The organism is Rhodococcus sp. ACS1, from assembly GCF_002300155.1.
Classification (GTDB): domain Bacteria; phylum Actinomycetota; class Actinomycetes; order Mycobacteriales; family Mycobacteriaceae; genus Rhodococcus_F; species Rhodococcus_F koreensis.
This window is the reverse complement of record NZ_NSDZ01000010.1, coordinates 447,713-465,472: the sequence shown is the minus strand read 5'-3', so window position 1 is coordinate 465,472 and position 17,760 is coordinate 447,713. Positions and strand designations below refer to the sequence as shown.

Sequence of the window (17,760 nt, the reverse complement as noted above, 5' to 3'; positions counted from 1 at the left end):
GTTGTGCTTCGTCCCGGGACTCAGTTGAAGGAGTCGCCGCAGGCGCACGAACCGGTCGCGTTGGGGTTGTCGATGGTGAAACCCTGCTTCTCGATGGTGTCGACGAAGTCGATCGAGGCACCCTCGACGTACGGCGCGCTCATCCGGTCCACCGCGAGGGCGACGCCACCGAAGTCCACGATCAGGTCGCCGTCCAGGTTGCGGTCGTCGAAGAAAAGCTGGTAACGCAGTCCTGCGCAGCCGCCGGGTTGCACGGCGATACGCAGTGCGAGGTCGTCACGACCTTCCTGATCGAGCAGCGCCTTCGCCTTGGCGGACGCGGCTTCGGTCATCTTGACGCCGTGGACGGCGGTCTCGTTCTGCACAGTCATGGGCTCTCCCTGTAGTTCGTAACAAACCCGTGAACGCTTCAACGGTACTCCGCGCCCGACTTATTCCCGGGTTCCCTTCACTGCGGCAGCGTCCGCAGATCGATCCACGTCCATGGTATCCGACGTCGGGGTTTCGGGTTACTGCCGTGCGGCTGTGCCGTCCCATCCACGGGCTGCGGCGGCGGCGAGGTCTCTCAGCTGCGCGTATGCGTCCGACATCGCGAGTTCGACCGACCCGGCGTGGTCCGCCAGGGACAGCGCGTCGTCGATGCCCGCGCGGTCCAGATCGGCGGTGTCGAGGAGCACCTGCCCCGCCAGGACGAGCGTCGCGATGGCCCGCCTGCGGGCTGCGGCGGCGAGCGCGATCACGAGTTTGCCGCGCAGCGACTGCTGGTCGAGGCGACCTTCGCCGGTGATCACGAGCTGCGCGGAGGCGAGTTGCCGGTCCTGCCGGGTGCGCTGGGCGACCACGTGGGCGCCGGATTCGCGGGTCCCACCGAGCGCGAGCAGCGCGGCGCCGATACCACCCGCGGCTCCGGCTCCGGCCTCGGCCGCGACGTCCCGGGCGGTCGCCCGGTGCAGTTGCCCGGCCCACGCGGTGTTCCGGTCCTCGAGGAAGGCGACGGTGCCGGGGTCGGCACCCTTCTGCGGCCCGAACACGCGGGCGGCGCCGTGCTCGCCGAGCAGCGGGTGTTCGACGTCGGTCGCGGCCACCAGTTCCACCGCGCGCAGCCGGGCGACAGCGGCGTCCGCACTGCCGAATCCCTCCGCGAGGGATTCGACGAGGCCGCGGCCGCCGTCGGTGCAGCTGCTGCCGCCGAGACCGACGACGATTCTGCGGGCTCCGGCGTCGAGGGCCGCCACCACGAGCTGCCCGACGCCCCGGCTGTGCGCGTCTCGGGCGGTGCGGGGCGTCGGCGGTCCGCCGAGCAAGCCGAGCCCACAGGCCTGGGCGGATTCGAGGTAGGCGTCGGTGCCGTCGAGGAGCCAACGGGCGGGGACGTCGACGCCGAGTGGACCTTCCACCACCGTGGTCCGGACGGTGCCGCCCGCTGCGGCGACCACGTCCACGAAGCCGGGGCCGCCGTCGGACTGCGGGGCCTCGATCAGCTGGTCGTCCGGGCGCACGGCCGACCATCCCGCCGCGATGGCGGCGGCCGCCTCGACGGCGGTCAGCGTCTCACCGAAGGAGTCCGGTGCGATCAACACTCGCATCGGCGAAGTGTATGGCGACGGGCGCGACCCGGCATTTCGATGTGAGGGCAATTTTCCACTCGGTGGCGTCTTCCCATAGTCTGGAAGGGTGAAATTGCTACGCCGCGGTGATTCGGACGATTCAGACAAGCGGGACGTCGAGGTCGCCGAGTCGTCCACGGCCCAGGAGGCGGAGTCCGTCGAGCAGGCGGGCAAGGGCCGCCCGACCCCCAAGCGGCGTGACGCAGAGTCGAAGCGTCGCGGACCGGTTGCGCCCGCACCCCTGACCGCGAAAGAGGCCCGGGCCCGCAAGAAGGCGACCCGCGGCAGCAAGGAAGAGCGCAAGGTTGCCGCGGCGGAGCGACGCGCCACCGCCGCCGAGCGACGCAACCGCATGCTCGCCGGCGAGGACAAGTACCTTCTCCCCCGCGACAAGGGCCCGGTCCGCGCGTACGTCCGGGACATCGTCGACGCCCGGCGCAACCTGGTCGGCCTGTTCATGCCGCTGGCGCTCGTGCTCATCATGGCGATGTTCGTCAGCCCGGCCCTGCAGGCGATCGTGACGCTCGCCATGCTCATCATGATGATGTTCATGGCCATCGAGGGTGTCTGGCTGGGCCGCAAGATCAACAATCAGGTGCGGGAACGCTTCCCGGACACCCCCGACGGCGGTTTCAAGCTCGGCTGGTACGCGTTCGTGCGGGCGTCGCAGATCCGCAAGCTGCGGGCCCCCAAGCCGCGGGTGCGGCCCGGCGACGCCATCTGACGGTCAGTTGTGGGGCGCGCGGTGCGTCGCGGCGAGCAGCCGCCCCAGTTCGGCGTCGCGGTCGTGCGACAGGTCCGCCAGGGGATCGGCAGGCCGGAAGAAGTTGTCGCGGTAGCTGTTCCGCAGCCGCGAATGGAGTGGACCCAGGTGCCGACCGGCGTATGTCACGGCCGCTTGCAGCACGAGGAGAAGTGCAACGAGGACGAGGAATTCGGTCATGGCTGAAATTCTCCGCTCGTCCACTTCCCGCCAACAGTGGCGGAATTGACGTTCTTCGTCAAAATACTGCCACGTCGGCGGGTTGGTAGCGTTTCCCTCCGTGCCCACCGCCGATCCCCGGGACCACCCGGGTCACCCGTACCAGCCCTCGCGAACGCTGGTACTCGGTGGTGCACGGTCCGGTAAATCCGCGCATGCCGAGGAACTGACCCAGGCCCTGGCCGGGGCGGGCCGGGTGCGCTACGTCGCCACCAGCCACCGCGACCCCGACGACCAGGACTGGGAGCACCGGGTCGCCGAGCACCGCGATCGGCGCCCCGACAGCTGGGTCACCGTGGAAACCGCGCACCGTCGCGACCTCGCCGATCAACTTCGTGCCCGCACCGACGCTACGGCGACCCTCGTCGACGATCTCGGCACCTGGCTCACCGTCGAACTCGACGGCGCCGCCGCCTGGGATTCGCCGCGGGGCACCATCGGGCCCCGCACGGACGACCTGGTCGCGAGCGTCCGCGACTACCGCGGGGCACTCGTGCTGGTGACCCCCGAGGTGGGGCTCGGCGTCGTCCCGGAGACCCGGTCCGGTCGCCTGTTCCGCGACGAGATCGGCGCCCTCAACTCGCGGCTCGCGCAGGTCTGCGATCGCGTGGTCCTCGTCGTGGCCGGGCTGACCATGACCCTGAAAGACGATCCCCCACGTGCGTCGTGCGGGGCAGATTCCACTCGAGCGAGAGGCCAAGCGTGACCAGCGAGTCCGTGAGCACCGACCCCGGTCGGTTCGAACCCGTCACCCCACCCGACGAAGGGATTCGCGCGCAGGCCGAGGCCCGTCAGCTTCAGCTCACCAAACCGGCCGGATCGCTCGGACGTCTGGAGACGCTGGCGTGCTGGGCCGCGGCCTGCCAGGGCGTCTGCCCACCCGCCCCGTTCGCACGGGCACGGGTGGTGGTGTTTGCCGGCGACCACGGCGTGGCACGGACCGGCGTCTCGGCGTATCCGCCCGAGGTGACAGCGCAGATGGTCGCCAACTTCGTCGGCGGCGGGGCGGCCGTCAACGCTCTCGCGAACCGGGCGGGCGCCGGCGTGCGCGTCGTCGACCTGTCGGTCGACGGCGACACGGATCCGTCGGTGTCCGCGTTCAAGATTCGGCGCTCGTCGGGGGCGATCGACCGCGAGGACGCGCTCACACACGAAGAGACCCTGAAGGCCATCGAGGCCGGACGATCGATCGCCGACTCCGAAATCGATTCCGGCGCAGACCTGTTGATCGCCGGCGACATGGGAATCGGCAACACCACACCGGCCACCGTTCTCATCGCCGCGCTGACGGACACCGAACCGGTCGCGGCGGTCGGCCGGGGCACCGGTGTCGACGACGCCGGCTGGATCCGGAAGACGGCGGCGATCCGCGACGCGCTGCGCCGCGCCCGGCCGGTGGTCCGGGACACGGTGGCGCTCCTGCGCACGGTGTCGGGCGCCGACCTCGCCGCGATGGCCGGGTTCCTCGCGCAGGCCTCCGCCCGCAGGACGCCGGTGATCCTCGACGGCGTCGTCGTGACCGCGGCCGCGATGGTTGCGGAGGAACTGGCGCCCGGCGCCCGCGCGTGGTGGCTGGCCGGCCACCGTTCCACCGAACCGGCCCACACGATCGCGCTGAAGCATTTGCAACTCGACCCCCTCCTCGAACTCGACATGCGACTCGGCGAGGGGTCCGGTGCCGTCACCGCACTGCCGATCCTTCAGGCCGCCGTCGCGACACTCGCGGAGATGGCGACGTTCGCAGAAGCCGGGGTCAGCACCCGCGACGCCGAAGACGGCTCCGAAACCCGGACCGACTCCGGCACCGGGACCGACTCCGCCGCCGACACCGCGGGCTGACCGTGACGGGCGTGCTGCTCGCCTTCTCCTGGCTGACCGTCCTCCCCCTGCGCGGACCGGACACCGTCGACCGCGCGGCGGGAGGCCGCGCGATCCGCGCGGCGCCGGTGACGGGGATCGCGCTGGGCGCCCTGGCCGCGGGGCTGCTGTGGGTGCTCGTGTCCGCCGGTCTCGACCCCGCCCTCGCCGGCCTGGTGACGGTCGGGGCGCACGCCCTCGCCACCCGCGGCATGCACGTCGACGGACTGTCCGACACCGTCGACGGGCTCGGCTGCTACGGGCCGCCGGAGCGGGCGCGGGCCGTGATGCACAGCGGTGGTGCGGGACCGTTCGGGGTGTGCGCCCTGGTGATCTGCCTGGGCGCGCAGGGGCTGGCGTTCGGATCTCTCGCCGCCGCAGGACAGTTCGCGGGTGTGGCCGTCGCCGTGGCGGCCGGGCGGGTGGCGGTCGTGTTCGCCTGCCGCCGCGGAATCCCCGCGTCCTCCACGGAAGGGTTCGGCGCGCTGGTCGCCGAAACCCAGTCGCCGTGGACCGGACTCGCCTGGACCGTTCCGCTCCTCGCGGCGGGCGCGTGGTGCATCTCGCCGGGGTGGCAGGGACCGGTCGTCGTGGCGGTGGCGCTGACACTCACCGCACTGCTGGTGGGCCACTGCGTCCGGCGATTCGCCGGCCTGAACGGTGACGTGCTCGGAGCCGCGCTCGAGATCACCGTCACCGTCTCGGCGATCGGTCTCGCTTTCTGACCGACCGCCGCAACGGCTCAGCGCAGTCGACCGCCGCAACGGCTCAGCGCAGTTTGGTCATCCAGCCGTGGGTGTCGGCGAACGTTCCCCGCTGAATTCCGGTCAGCGTGTCGCGCAGGGCCATGGTGACCTCGCCGGGCTCGCCGTCGGCGATCGTGAATTCACCTTCGGCGGACTTGACCCGGCCGACGGGCGTGATGACCGCCGCCGTTCCGCACGCGAACACCTCGGTGATCTCGCCGGACTTCGTCTTGGTGCGCCATTCGTCGGTGCTGATCCGCCGCTCCTCCACCGCGAAACCGGCGTCGATCGCGAGGGTCAGCAGCGAATTGCGGGTGATCCCCGGCAGCAGCGAACCGGACAGGGACGGCGTCACGAGGCGGGCGTCGGATCCGGAGCCGAACACGAAGAAGAGGTTCATGCCACCCATCTCCTCCACGTACGACCGCTCGATCGCGTCGAGCCACACCACCTGGTCGCAACCCTCGTCGGCGGCCTGCGCCTGCGCGAGGAGCGACGCCGCGTAGTTGCCGGCGAACTTGGCGGCACCGGTGCCGCCGGGTGCGGCCCGGACGTACTCCGTCGACAGCCACACGCTGACCGGCTTCACCCCCCGCGGGAAGTACGCGCCCGCGGGCGAGGCGATCAGCAGGTAGCGGTACTCGTCGGCCGGACGCACACCGAGACCGGCCTCGGTGGAGAACATGAACGGGCGCAGGTACAGCGCGTCCTCACCGCCGGCCGCGGGCACCCACTCGTGGTCCAGCTCGAGCAGTTCGGTGATCGACTTGACGAACAACTCCTCCGGCAGCTCGGGCATCGCGAGACGGCGAGCCGACGTCGCGAGCCGCTCGGCGTTCGCCTCGATGCGGAACGTCGAGATGCCGCCGTCCGGCTGCCGGTACGCCTTCAGACCCTCGAAGATGGCCTGTCCGTAGTGCAGGACCATCGCGGCGGGGTCGAGCTGGAGCGGCCCGTACGGCTCCACCTTCGCGTCGTGCCAGCCGAGCTCCGTGGAGTAGGTGATCGACGCCATGTGGTCGGTGAAGTACCGGCCGAATCCGGGCGCCGCCAGTATCTCTCGCCGTACCTCGTCGGAGGTGGGGGCGGGATGCGGGACGCGAACGAACTCGGTGACACCTGTCATGCTCGTGATCTTATCGAACGCCTTCCTCCGCCCCACCGCCGACAGGTCGTCCGCGACAGGTGCTTACTTGGTGTTGATCTCCACGAACGGCGGGGACACCACCTCGGCGCGCAGCGAGCGCCCCCGGACGTCCACGGAGATCTCGTCTCCGGCCGACACCCCGGACCCGGAATCGAGCAGCGCCAGCGCGATCCCGACCTTGAGCGTGGGCGAGAACGTGCCCGACGTGGTCTCGCCGATCGACTCGCCGTCGCGGAGCACGGTCTGACCGGCGCGCAGGACCCCGCGGTCCAGCGCCTTGATGCCCCACAGCCTGCGGGCCGGGCCGGACGCTTTCTCGTCGGCGAGAGTCTCCCTGCCCCAGAACTTCGGCTTCTTCCAGCCGATCGCCCAGCCGCAGCGCGCCTCGAGCGGCGAGATCTCGAGCGACAACTCGTGCCCGTGCAGCGGGTACCCCATCTCGGTGCGCAGCGTGTCCCGGGCGCCGAGACCGGCGACCTGGCCGCCGTGAGCGCGAACCTGCTCGACCGCCGCCCGGAACAACTTCTCGCTGTCTTCCCAGCGTGGCAGCAGCTCGAAGCCGATCTCGCCGGTGTACCCGCTGCGGCAGACACGGACGGGAACGCCGTCCCAGGTGGCGTCCGTGAAGGCCATGTAGTCGATGTCGGTCGGCAGGCCGAGCGCGGTGAGCACCTCTACCGACTTCGGCCCCTGCACGGCGATCACGCCGAAGTCCCGGTGCTGGTCCTCCACAGTGACCCCGTCGGGGGCGGCGGCGGCCAGTGCCGCGACCACGTCCGCGGTGTTGGCCGCGTTGGGGACGAGGAACACCTCGTCGGGGCCCACGTAGTAGGCGATCAGATCGTCGATCACTCCACCCGACGGCGTGCAGCACAGCGTGTACTGCGCTTTGCCGGGCCCGATCTTGTCGAGGTCGTTGGTCAGCGCCGAGTTCACGAACGCGGCGGCGCCGCTGCCCCGCACGAGGGCCTTGCCGAGGTGGCTGACGTCGAACACTCCGACCGATTCACGGACCGCGGTGTGTTCGGCGACGGTGCCGGCATACGACACGGGCATCTCCCAGCCACCGAACGGAGCGAACGTGGCCCCGAGTTCGACGTGGACGGCGTGGACGGGCCCCTGCGACAACTGCTCCTCGGTCATGCGCCTCAACCTATCGGACCTCCGGGTAGACGCGCACCGGGTAGCCGACGACGGCGGAGCACTACCATCGGGACGGACGTCGGCCACCCGGCACCACTCATCCCCCACCGCTGCAGGAGAGACACCGTGAGCACTCGCACAGCCCGACCCCTCGGACCACAACTCGCACTGGCCGGCACCGTCGGCAAGCGCGTGGACGTGTTGGTGATCGGACTGACGTCGAGCCCGGACGGCCCCGAAATCGCGCTCGGAGACGGCATCGTCGACGAATCGGTGCTGACCGACCTGCTCGACACGCTCGTCGCGGTGGGCGCCTCCGGCAAGGCCGAGGAGACCACCCGCATCCCGGCACCCGGCACGCTGCCGGTCGACAGCGTGCTCGCCGTCGGACTCGGTTCGGCCGAGAAACTCGACGCCGAGCAGATCCGCAAGTCCGCGGGCGCCGCGGCGCGTTCGCTCAGCGGTGTCGGCACTGTCGCGACCACCCTGTCCGTGCTCGATCTCGGTGCGGCAGCCGAAGGTTTCGCCCTCGGCGCGTACCGGTTCACCGAATTCAAGTCCGCGAAGTCCGCACCCGGCCCGGACGCACAGCCCGTCTCCCGGGTGGAGCTGCTGGTGTCGTCCCCGCGGGCGAAGGAGGCGAAGGACACCCTCGCACGCTCGTCGGCGATCGCCGAAGCCGTCGCCACCGCACGCGAATTCGTCAACACACCCCCGAGCCACCTCTTCCCCGCCGAATTCGCCGACCGCGCAAAGACACTCGGCACCGACGCGGGACTGAAGGTCGAGGTCCTGGACGAGAAGGCGCTCGAAAAGAACGGGTACGGCGGCATCCTCGGAGTAGGCAAGGGCTCGTCCCGCCTGCCGCGACTGGTCCGCCTCAGCTACTCCGCCAAGAAGCGGAACGCCCCCAAGGTCGCGCTCGTCGGCAAGGGCATCACGTTCGACACCGGCGGCATCTCCATCAAGCCCGCCGCAGGCATGGAGAACATGACGTCCGACATGGGCGGCGCCGCAGCCGTTGTCGCGACCGTGGTCCTCGCCGCCAAACTCGGACTGCCCGTTGACGTCACCGCCACCGTCCCGATGGCCGAGAACATGCCGTCGTCCACCGCGCAGCGCCCCGGCGACGTCCTCACCCAGTACGGCGGAACCACGGTGGAGGTCATCAACACCGACGCGGAGGGACGCCTCGTCCTCGCCGACGCCATCGTCCGCGCCTGCGAGGACGAACCCGACTACCTGATCGACACGGCGACGCTTACCGGCGCGCAGATGGTGGCACTGGGCAACCGGACCCCCGGCGTCATGGGCACCGACGAGTTCCGCGACCGCGTCGCCGCCATCTCCCAGACGATCGGTGAGAACGCGTGGGCCATGCCGATGCCCGCCGAACTGCGCTCGGACCTCGACTCGAAGATCGCCGACCTCGCCAACGTCACGAATCACCGCTGGGGCGGCATGCTCGCGGCGGCCCTGTACCTGAAGGAGTTCGTCGCCGACGGCGTCCAGTGGGCGCACATCGACGTTGCCGGACCGGCCTACAACTCGTCGGGACCGTGGGGTTACACCGGCCGCGGCGGCACCGGCGTGCCGGTGCGCACCATGATCTCGGTGATCGAGGACATCGCCGCCAACGGTTAGGCCCTCCGGGCTCGTGCGCCTTTCCGGTTGTTCCAGCAACCACAAAGGCGCACGGGCGGCGGAGCCGCCTACAGGTCGCGTTCGCGCTCCCGCTTCCGCTCGATGCGGCGCCGCGCGTCGTGGTCGCGCATCCGCTGCGGGTAGCCGGTCTTGCGGACGTCGTACACCGGGATGCGGAGATCCTCCCCGAGTTTGCGGGCGCCGCGTTCGCCGCCCACCCGGCGCCGGGTCCACTCGCCGTCCGCCGCGACGAGCACGACGGTGACTTCGGTCACTGTCGTCCGGGGTTCCACGTACGCCTCTACACCGAGGTGCGTGCGAGTCCAGTTCGCGAGATGGGCGGCATCCTCCGGGGACGCCTGAGATCGGCCGGACCGAGGCCGCGAGAAACGGTCGAACAACCCCACGTCGAGCCTCCTCGAGTGCGTACGCGGGATGGCGCCCGCGATGTCCTCCAAGTTTGCCAGCGAACGTCCGGTTTCCGCCGCGCACGAAAACTACCGGCCAGTAGGGATTACGTCGCGACACACCGGAGTCGTCGGGGGGTCCCCCTCGGCGGACGCGCCCGTCGGATCAATGGAAAGATGTGGAGCGCCGACACAGCGAGTGGGTGACGACGAATCGGAATTACCTGCAAGTAGACGCAAGACACGTGCATCTCGAGCACAATGGTTCACGACCACAAGTCGACAAAATTCAACAACCCGAACACAACTGTCGAGGAGTCAAAAGACATGGCCTTCTCCGTCCAGATGCCAGCGCTTGGTGAGAGTGTCACCGAGGGAACTGTCACGCGGTGGCTCAAGCAGGAAGGAGACACGGTCGAAGTTGACGAACCCTTGCTCGAAGTCTCCACGGACAAGGTGGACACGGAAATCCCGTCTCCCGTGGCCGGCGTTCTCAGCAAGATCGTTGCTCAGGAAGACGACACCGTCGAAATCGGTGGCGAACTTGCCGTGATCGGCGACGCCGGTGAGGCTCCCGCCTCCGACTCCGCTCCCGCACCCGCCGCCGCAGAGCCCGCCGCAGAGCCGGCTCCCGCCGCGGAGGCACCGGCCGCAGAGCCCGCGCCCGCAGCGTCCGGCGGCGGTTCCGCCGACGGCACCGCGGTGAACATGCCCGAACTGGGTGAGTCCGTCACCGAGGGCACCGTCACCCGCTGGCTCAAGGCCGTCGGCGACGAGGTCGCCGTGGACGAGCCGCTCGTCGAGGTGTCCACCGACAAGGTCGACACGGAGATCCCGTCGCCCGTCGCAGGCACGCTTCTCGAGATCAGCGCCGAGGAAGACGACACCGTCTCCGTCGGCGGTCAGCTCGCCGTGATCGGTTCGGGTGCGCCCGCCGCCAAGCCGGCCGCGGCACCGAAGCCCGAGCCCACCCCCGAGCCCGCGAAGCCCGCTCCGGCCCCGGAACCGGCGAAGCCCGCACCCGCCCAGAGCGCTCCGGCTCCGGCCGCCGCACCGGCAGCATCCGCGCCTGCTCCCGCCGCCGCTGCACCCGCTCCCGCGGCGACGTCCGGGGACAGCACCCCGTACGTCACCCCGCTGGTACGTAAGCTCGCCGCGGACAACGGCGTCGATCTGTCCTCGGTCACGGGCACCGGAGTCGGTGGCCGCATCCGTAAGCAGGACGTTCTCGCTGCCGCCGAAGCCAAGAAGGCACCGGCCGCCGCTGCCGCGCCTGCCGCCGCACGGCCTGCCGCCACTGCTCCGGCAGCCGCCTCCGCCGGGGTCCGCCCCGAGCTGGCCCACCTGCGCGGAACCACGCAGAAGGCCAACCGGATTCGCCAGATCACCGCCACGAAGACCCGGGAGTCGCTGCAGAGCACGGCGCAGCTCACCCAGACCTTCGAGGTCGACGTCACCAAGATCGCGGCCCTGCGCTCGCAGGCCAAGAACACCTTCGTCGAGCGCGAGGGCGTCAAGCTCACGTTCCTCCCGTTCTTCGCGAAGGCCGTCGTCGAGGCGCTGAAGTCGCACCCGAACGTCAACGCCAGCTACGACGAGGCGAACAAGCAGATCACCTACTACGACGCCGAGCACCTGGGCATCGCGGTCGACACCGACCAGGGCCTGCTGTCCCCCGTGATCCACAACGCCGGCGACCTGTCGCTGGCCGGACTGGCCCGCGCCATCGCGGACATCGCCAAGCGCGCCCGCTCCGGTGGGCTCAAGCCGGACGAGCTGTCCGGTGGCACGTTCACGATCACGAACATCGGCAGCCAGGGCGCCCTGTTCGACACCCCGATCCTCGTGCCCCCGCAGGCCGCGATGCTCGGAACCGGTGCGATCGTCAAGCGTCCCGTGGTCGTGACCGACGAGTCCGGCAGCGAGAGCATCGGCGTCCGCTCGATGTGCTACCTGCCGCTGACCTACGATCACCGTCTCGTCGACGGTGCCGACGCCGGCCGCTTCCTGACCACGATCAAGCAGCGTCTGGAGCAGGGCGCGTTCGAGGCCGATCTCGGCCTCTGATCCGTCACCGGACTTCGAGCCGAACGTAGTTTCGCAGGGGCACCATTTCCAGCAGGGATGGTGCCCCTGCGCTGTGAAGGAGGCTGTTGCACATGCGCGTGGTCATCGCCGGATCCTCCGGGCTGATTGGCACCGCTCTCGTCTCGTCCCTCCGCGGCGACGGTCACGACGTCGTCCGTCTGGTCCGCCGGTCGTCGGCGGGTCCCGACGAGTCCCGCTGGGATCCGCAGAAGGACCGGCTCGACACCGGGATCCTCGCGGACGCCGACGCGGTCGTGAATCTGTGCGGCGTCGGGATCGGCGACAAACGCTGGACCGGTGCATACAAGCAACTGATCCGGGACAGCCGGATCGCCGCCACCGACGTCCTGGCCGAGGCCGTCGCCGAGGCCGGGGTTCCCGTGTTCGTGAATGCGAGCGCCGTCGGCTACTACGGCGACACCGGCGACCGCGTCGTCGACGAGACCTCGCCGTCCGGGACGGGTTTCCTCGCGGACACCTGCCGCGACTGGGAGGCCGCGACGGCCCCCGCCGACGACTCGAAGATCCGGACGGTGCGGCTGCGCAGTGGCATCGTCCTGTCCCCCCACGGCGGCCTGCTCGGCCGGCTGAAGACCCTGTACTCGTTCGGGCTCGGCGGCCGGCTCGGGAACGGCCGCCAGTACCTGTCGTGGATCTCGTTGGAGGACGAGGTCGATGCGATCAAGTTCGTGCTCTCCCGCGACGACGTGGCCGGTCCCGTGAACGTCACCGGCCCGGCACCCGTCACCAACGCGCAGTTCAACGGCGCGGTCTCGCGGACGATGCACCGCCCCGCCCCGTGGATCGTGCCCGGGTTCGCGCTCAGCGCGCTGGTGGGCGAGTTCGCGCAGGAAGGCATTCTGGCCGGGCAGCGCGCGATCCCGACGGTGCTCGAGAACGCGGGATTCCGGTTCCGGCACAACACCATCGGGGAAGCGCTCGACGCCGCCCTCGTGCGGTGAACCCGGCTCGTGGCGGTACGGCCACCGGCCCGGCGTAACCTCTAGCGCATGAGCAGCGCGACACAATCCGCCCGTTTCAGCCCCTCTCCGATCTCCGTCGAACACCTCGGCACGATCGGGTACGTCGACGCCTGGGACCGACAGCGCGAGCTGGCGGCGCAGCGCGCCGAGAACGTGGGCACCGACACGCTGCTCCTGCTCGAACACCCCGCCGTCTACACCGCGGGACGCCGCACCGAACCGGAGGATCGTCCCACCGACGGCACTCCCGTCATCGACGTCGACCGCGGCGGGAAGATCACCTGGCACGGCCCGGGACAGCTGGTGGGCTACCCGATCGTCAAGCTCGCCGAACCGGTCGATGTCGTGCGGTACGTCCGCAGGCTCGAGCAGGCGCTGATCTCCGTGTGCACCGACCTCGGCATCGTCTGCGGCCGAGTGGACGGCCGCTCCGGCGTGTGGCTGCCCGCGTCCCTCGACAACGGGCAGTGGCTGCCCGAGCGGAAGGTCGCGGCGATCGGGGTGCGGGTGCAGCGCGGTGTCGCTCTGCACGGCTTCTCGCTCAACTGCAACTCCGTTCTGACGGGCTTCGACGCGATCATCCCGTGCGGCATCCGCGACGCCGGGGTGACGTCGCTGTCGCGGGAACTGGGCCGCGACGTCACGGTCGAGGAGGTCACACCCGCGGTGACGGCGGCCGTCGTCGCCGCACTCGACGGCGAACTTCCGGTGACCGACCACGACATCGAGCGGGTGACGTTCGACTCCGCCGCCGCGGAGACGACGTCCTCCGCACCCACCTTCACTACTGTTCAGTACGGTTGACCTCCGCTCCCCGGCCCGCCGGGTGCGACGGGCCGGGCGTACCATCGTCTCCGTGACTGTGGCCCCAGAAGGACGCAAACTGCTCCGCCTCGAGATCCGAAATGCGGAGACTCCGATCGAACGCAAACCCAACTGGATCAAGACGAGAGCGAAGATGGGCCCGGAATACTCCGAGCTCAAAAGCCTCGTCAAACGCGAGGGTCTGCACACCGTCTGCGAAGAAGCCGGCTGCCCCAACATCTACGAATGCTGGGAAGACCGCGAGGCGACGTTCCTCATCGGCGGTGAACAGTGCACCCGCCGCTGCGACTTCTGCCAGATCGACACCGGCAAACCCGACGACCTCGACCGCGACGAACCCCGCCGCGTCGCCGAATCCGTCCAGGCGATGGGACTGCGCTACTCCACCATCACCGGCGTCGCCCGCGACGACCTCCCCGACGGCGGCGCCTGGCTCTACGCCGAAACCGTCCGCCTGATCCACCAGCTCAACCCCGGCACCGGCGTCGAACTGCTCATCCCCGATTTCAACGCCAAACCCGACCAGCTCGCCGAGGTGTTCTCCACCCGCCCCGAGGTGCTCGCCCACAACGTCGAAACCGTCCCCCGCATCTTCAAGCGGATCCGGCCCGCGTTCCGCTACCAGCGCAGCCTCGACGTGATCACCGCCGCCCGCGAAGACAACCTGGTCACCAAGTCCAACCTCATCCTCGGCATGGGCGAGACCCCCGACGAGGTCACCCAGGCGCTGCACGACCTGCACGACGCGGGCTGCGACATCATCACCATCACCCAGTACCTGCGCCCCTCCCCCCGCCACCACCCCGTCGAGCGGTGGGTCAAGCCCGAAGAGTTCGTCGAGCACTCCAAGGCCGCCGAGGAGATCGGGTTCGCCGGCGTCATGGCCGGACCGCTCGTCCGCTCGTCGTACCGCGCCGGCCGCCTCTACGCGCAGGCGATGGCCCACCACGGGCGCGAATTGCCTGCTGGACAGGCGCATCTCACCGAAAGCGGTGACGCCTCGCAGGAGGCCAGTTCCCTCATGGCGCGCCTCGCCCGCTGACCACGGCGGGTGCGCGGTGATCGACACCGGACGGGTCATCACCGCGCACGGCCAGGGACGTATCCTGAAGAGCATGGCGAACGGCAGTAAAACCGGTAAAGCGGGCAAACCCAGTAAAGAAGCAAAGGCAGCCGCCAAGGCAGCCCGCAGGCAGGCGTCGAAGGAACGCAGAACCCAGCTCTGGCAGGCGTTCCAGATGCAGCGCAAGGAAGACAAGCTGCTGTTGCCGCTCATGCTCGGCACACTCGTCGGACTCGCGGTGGTGTTCTTCCTCGTCGGTCTGATCTGGGGCCTGCAGTGGTTCCTCCTCCCGATCGGCCTCCTCCTCGGCGTCCTCGGTGCGTTCATCATCTTCGGCCGGCGCGTGCAGAAGACGGTGTACGGCAAGGCCGAGGGCCAGGCCGGTGCGGCCGCGTGGGCGCTCGACAACATGCAGGGCTCCTGGCGCGTGACCAGCGCGGTCGCAGGCACCACCCAACTCGACGCCGTGCACCGCGTGATCGGACGCCCCGGCGTCATCCTGGTCGCCGAGGGATCACCGCAGCGCGTGAAGTCGCTCCTCGCCCAGGAGAAGAAGAAGACGGCGCGCCTCGTCGGCGACACCCCGATCTACGACATCGTCATCGGCAACGACGAGGGCCAGGTCCCGCTGTCGCAGCTGCAGAAGCACCTGAACAAGCTTCCCAAGAACATCGACACCAAGCGGATGGACGCCATCGAGTCGCGGCTCGCCGCGCTCAGCAGCCGCGGTGGCGGCGCGGCACTGCCCAAGGGTCCGATGCCCGGCGGCGCGAAGATGCGCGGCGTGCAGCGCACCATCCGTCGCCGCTAGAAGCCGGTCGCCTTCCACCTGGTCCGCGTCACACCTACTCCGCCCGATGTCGAATCCGACATCGGGCGGAAGACGTTCGGGGGGTCAGCGCGTGCGGATCAGCGAGGTGCCGGTGGCGCGGTCCTGCATGCCGCGACCGTCGACGTCCGTGATGGTGCCGGGCACGACGAACACGAGCAGCGCCTGACGCACCAGGGCCCGCACGAAGCCGACGCGGGCGGGTCCGTCCACGCGCGCCACCTGCATGCCGAGGAACAACTGCCCCGGGGTGAAGGAGAACAGCGTCACCGTGGTGACACCGACGACGAACCAGACGAGCAGTGTGATCGTGGAGAACGGGCCGTCGAAGAAGTTGTCGCCGATGATCAGAGCCGCGACGCCGGCCGACGACACCCAGTCGATCATCAACGCGGCGAGACGGCGTCCCGTGCTCGCGAGTGAACCGGGTCCCTCCGCCTGCAACCCGAGGCGCTCGCCCCGGAAGGACTGCGTCGTCTCGTCGGCGCCGTCCGGCAGTGCAGCCGAAGGTCCGGAGAGCCAAGAACCGGTGATACGTGCCATGCTGTCCAGGATAGGCGTCGTCTCTCCGAGGACCTCACACCGGAGCTTGGGGCTGTGTGCGCAGTCACAGCGGGTGTAAAAGACCAGGAAGATTCGACGTGTAACACGGGCGAAACAAAAGGTTGACCGGCGGGCAACACCAAGTCCATACCGTCTGGCTCGACGAATTTCGCCAATATCCACTTGGCTGAAGCGACTTAAGGAGCACAAGCGTGGCGTTCACCACGGCCGAAGAGGTCATCAAGTTCATCAAGGACGAGAACGTCGAGTACGTCGACATCCGGTTCAGCGACCTGCCGGGTGTGCAGCAGCACTTCTCGATCCCCGCGTCCGCGTTCAACCAGGACGTGTTCGAGGACGGCCTCGCGTTCGACGGTTCGTCCGTCCGCGGCTTCCAGTCGATCCACGAGTCCGACATGATGCTCCTCCCCGACGTCGCCACCGCCCAGATCGACCCCTTCCGCGCCGCCAAGACGCTGAACATCAACTTCTTCGTGCACGACCCGTTCACGCGCGAGTCCTACAGCCGCGACCCGCGTAACGTCGCGCGCAAGGCCGAGGAATACCTGAAGTCGACCGGCATCGCCGACACCGCCTTCTTCGGCGCCGAGGCCGAGTTCTACATCTTCGACTCGGTCCGCTACGACTCCGGCATCAACGGCGCGTTCTACGAACTCGACTCCATCTCGGGTTCCTGGAACACCGGCAACGACGTGAACGCCGACGGCAGCCCCAACCTGGGCTACAAGGTCCGCCCCAAGGGCGGTTACTTCCCCGTCGCTCCGTACGACCACTACGTCGACCTGCGCGACGAGATCTCCACCAACCTGCAGAACGCGGGCTTCGAGCTCGAGCGCGGCCACCACGAGGTGGGCACCGGCGGCCAGCAGGAGATCAACTACAAGTTCAACACGCTGCTCGCAGCCGCTGACGACCTGCAGCTGTTCAAGTACATCGTGAAAAACACTGCCTGGCAGCACGGCAAGTCGGCCACCTTCATGCCGAAGCCGCTGTTCGGCGACAACGGTTCGGGCATGCACGTCCACCAGTCGCTGTGGAAGGACGGCAAGCCGCTGTTCCACGACGAGGCCGGTTACGCAGGCCTGTCCGACATGGCGCGTCACTACATCGGCGGCATCCTGCACCACGCTCCGTCGCTGCTGGCGTTCACCAACCCGACGATCAACTCGTACCACCGCCTGGTGCCGGGCTACGAAGCCCCCATCAACCTGGTGTACAGCCAGCGCAACCGCTCGGCGGCCGTGCGTATCCCGATCACCGGCAACAACCCGAAGGCCAAGCGCCTCGAGTTCCGCGCCCCCGACTCCTCGGGTAACCCCTACCTGAACTTCGCGGCGCAGATGATGGCCGGCCTGGACGGCATCAAGAACAAGATCGAGCCGCAGGCTCCCGTCGACAAGGACCTCTACGAGCTCCCGCCGGAGGAGGCCCGCAACATCCCGCAGGCCCCCACCAGCCTGTCGGCTGTCATCGACCGCCTCGAGGCCGACCACGACTACCTCACCGAGGGCGGCGTGTTCACCTCCGACCTGATCGAGACGTGGATCTCGCTCAAGCGTGAGCAGGAGATCGCTCCGGTCAACCTGCGTCCGCACCCCTACGAGTTCCAGCTGTACTACGACGTGTAAGTCGTGATGCCCGCCGACATGCGGGCCGGCACTTCCTGACGAGCCCATCCGTGGCGCCGGCTGATTCCAGCCGGTGACATGGGTGGGCTCGTTGTGCGTCGCGGGCTCCCCCGCTGCGGGCGCACCCGGAACCGGCACGGCGCGGCAGTGCGCAGTCGTATGATCCAGGGAACCGACCGCACGGACCGTTGCGGCATGTTCACGTGAAGACTTTCGGGAAACTTGCTCCGTTCTCCATCCCCCATGG

18 protein-coding genes are annotated in these 17,760 nt (G+C 69.3%); 11 read left to right on the top strand and 7 right to left on the bottom strand.

The annotated features are described in order from the left end of the window. Positions 1 to 20 precede the first annotated feature (20 nt). Positions 21 to 371 (bottom strand): iron-sulfur cluster assembly accessory protein, encoded by a 351-nt coding sequence (locus tag CJ179_RS40545; protein WP_005247725.1) that lies wholly within the window; start codon positions 369 to 371, stop codon positions 21 to 23. Between the two features lie 138 nt (positions 372 to 509). Further along, entirely contained in the window at positions 510 to 1,586 is a 1,077-nt protein-coding gene (locus tag CJ179_RS40540; RefSeq protein ID WP_072945462.1) for a glycerate kinase, read from the bottom strand. 88 nt (positions 1,587 to 1,674) lie between these two features. Between CJ179_RS40540 and CJ179_RS40535 the strand changes: the two genes are divergently transcribed. Beyond that, positions 1,675 to 2,331, top strand: a complete 657-nt coding sequence (locus CJ179_RS40535) for a DUF3043 domain-containing protein (protein ID WP_095865231.1) — start codon at positions 1,675 to 1,677, stop codon at positions 2,329 to 2,331. Between the two features lie 3 nt (positions 2,332 to 2,334). Here CJ179_RS40535 and CJ179_RS40530 read toward each other — a convergent pair whose 3' ends face one another. Then, positions 2,335 to 2,550: a hypothetical protein gene (locus CJ179_RS40530; RefSeq protein ID WP_095865230.1), complete on the bottom strand. Its 216-nt coding sequence runs from the start codon at positions 2,548 to 2,550 to the stop codon at positions 2,335 to 2,337. 100 nt (positions 2,551 to 2,650) lie between these two features. Here CJ179_RS40530 and cobU point away from each other — a divergent pair, with 100 nt between their 5' ends. From cobU to CJ179_RS40515, 3 genes are read left to right on the top strand one after another with little or no spacing between them, the layout of a single operon-like run. Beyond that, the gene (cobU, locus tag CJ179_RS40525; RefSeq protein ID WP_072945469.1) at positions 2,651 to 3,295 is read left to right on the top strand and encodes a bifunctional adenosylcobinamide kinase/adenosylcobinamide-phosphate guanylyltransferase; all 645 of its coding nucleotides are present in this window, start codon (positions 2,651 to 2,653) and stop codon (positions 3,293 to 3,295) included. Beyond that, a complete protein-coding gene (gene cobT, locus CJ179_RS40520) occupies positions 3,292 to 4,428 on the top strand; it encodes a nicotinate-nucleotide--dimethylbenzimidazole phosphoribosyltransferase (RefSeq protein WP_072945471.1) in 1,137 nt (378 codons plus the stop codon). Before cobU ends, cobT begins: the two co-directional genes overlap by 4 nt. Positions 4,429 to 4,430: 2 nt before the next feature. Further along, positions 4,431 to 5,171, top strand: coding sequence for an adenosylcobinamide-GDP ribazoletransferase (locus CJ179_RS40515; RefSeq protein WP_095865229.1), 741 nt, complete (start codon positions 4,431 to 4,433; stop codon positions 5,169 to 5,171). A 43-nt stretch (positions 5,172 to 5,214) separates the two neighbouring features. Here CJ179_RS40515 and CJ179_RS40510 read toward each other — a convergent pair whose 3' ends face one another. Both CJ179_RS40510 and gcvT read right to left on the bottom strand, forming a co-directional pair. Continuing rightward, positions 5,215 to 6,318: a branched-chain amino acid aminotransferase gene (locus tag CJ179_RS40510; RefSeq protein ID WP_072945475.1), complete on the bottom strand. Its 1,104-nt coding sequence runs from the start codon at positions 6,316 to 6,318 to the stop codon at positions 5,215 to 5,217. Positions 6,319 to 6,381: 63 nt separating this feature from the next. Next, positions 6,382 to 7,482 carry a glycine cleavage system aminomethyltransferase GcvT gene (gene gcvT / locus CJ179_RS40505; protein WP_072945477.1) on the bottom strand — a complete coding sequence of 367 codons (1,101 nt, stop codon included), beginning with the start codon at positions 7,480 to 7,482 and terminating at the stop codon, positions 6,382 to 6,384. A gap of 126 nt (positions 7,483 to 7,608) precedes the next feature. Between gcvT and CJ179_RS40500 the strand changes: the two genes are divergently transcribed. Further along, positions 7,609 to 9,126, top strand: a complete 1,518-nt coding sequence (locus CJ179_RS40500) for a leucyl aminopeptidase (RefSeq protein ID WP_095865228.1) — start codon at positions 7,609 to 7,611, stop codon at positions 9,124 to 9,126. A gap of 68 nt (positions 9,127 to 9,194) precedes the next feature. On the opposite strand, the gene CJ179_RS40495 is transcribed toward CJ179_RS40500, so the two are convergent. Then, complete coding sequence (locus CJ179_RS40495) at positions 9,195 to 9,533, bottom strand: oxidoreductase (RefSeq protein ID WP_072945480.1); 339 nt, start codon at positions 9,531 to 9,533, stop codon at positions 9,195 to 9,197. A 327-nt stretch (positions 9,534 to 9,860) separates the two neighbouring features. Between CJ179_RS40495 and sucB the strand changes: the two genes are divergently transcribed. From sucB to CJ179_RS40470, 5 genes are all read left to right on the top strand, one after another. Then, entirely contained in the window at positions 9,861 to 11,600 is a 1,740-nt protein-coding gene (gene sucB / locus CJ179_RS40490) for a 2-oxoglutarate dehydrogenase, E2 component, dihydrolipoamide succinyltransferase (RefSeq protein ID WP_095865319.1), read from the top strand. A 92-nt stretch (positions 11,601 to 11,692) separates the two neighbouring features. Then, on the top strand, positions 11,693 to 12,583 hold the full coding sequence (locus CJ179_RS40485) for a TIGR01777 family oxidoreductase (RefSeq protein ID WP_095865227.1): 891 nt from the start codon (positions 11,693 to 11,695) through the stop codon (positions 12,581 to 12,583). Positions 12,584 to 12,631: 48 nt separating this feature from the next. Then, positions 12,632 to 13,408 carry a lipoyl(octanoyl) transferase LipB gene (gene lipB / locus CJ179_RS40480; protein ID WP_072945486.1) on the top strand — a complete coding sequence of 259 codons (777 nt, stop codon included), beginning with the start codon at positions 12,632 to 12,634 and terminating at the stop codon, positions 13,406 to 13,408. A 52-nt stretch (positions 13,409 to 13,460) separates the two neighbouring features. After that, positions 13,461 to 14,471 carry a lipoyl synthase gene (gene lipA / locus CJ179_RS40475; RefSeq protein ID WP_179377860.1) on the top strand — a complete coding sequence of 337 codons (1,011 nt, stop codon included), beginning with the start codon at positions 13,461 to 13,463 and terminating at the stop codon, positions 14,469 to 14,471. 73 nt (positions 14,472 to 14,544) lie between these two features. Continuing rightward, entirely contained in the window at positions 14,545 to 15,303 is a 759-nt protein-coding gene (locus CJ179_RS40470; protein WP_072945564.1) for a DUF4191 domain-containing protein, read from the top strand. A gap of 84 nt (positions 15,304 to 15,387) precedes the next feature. Here the strand turns inward: CJ179_RS40470 and CJ179_RS40465 are convergent, their stop codons facing one another. Continuing rightward, positions 15,388 to 15,864 carry an RDD family protein gene (locus CJ179_RS40465; RefSeq protein WP_095865225.1) on the bottom strand — a complete coding sequence of 159 codons (477 nt, stop codon included), beginning with the start codon at positions 15,862 to 15,864 and terminating at the stop codon, positions 15,388 to 15,390. Positions 15,865 to 16,076: 212 nt separating this feature from the next. Here CJ179_RS40465 and glnA point away from each other — a divergent pair, with 212 nt between their 5' ends. After that, on the top strand, positions 16,077 to 17,513 hold the full coding sequence (glnA, locus tag CJ179_RS40460; protein WP_005247755.1) for a type I glutamate--ammonia ligase: 1,437 nt from the start codon (positions 16,077 to 16,079) through the stop codon (positions 17,511 to 17,513). Positions 17,514 to 17,760 lie beyond the last annotated feature (247 nt).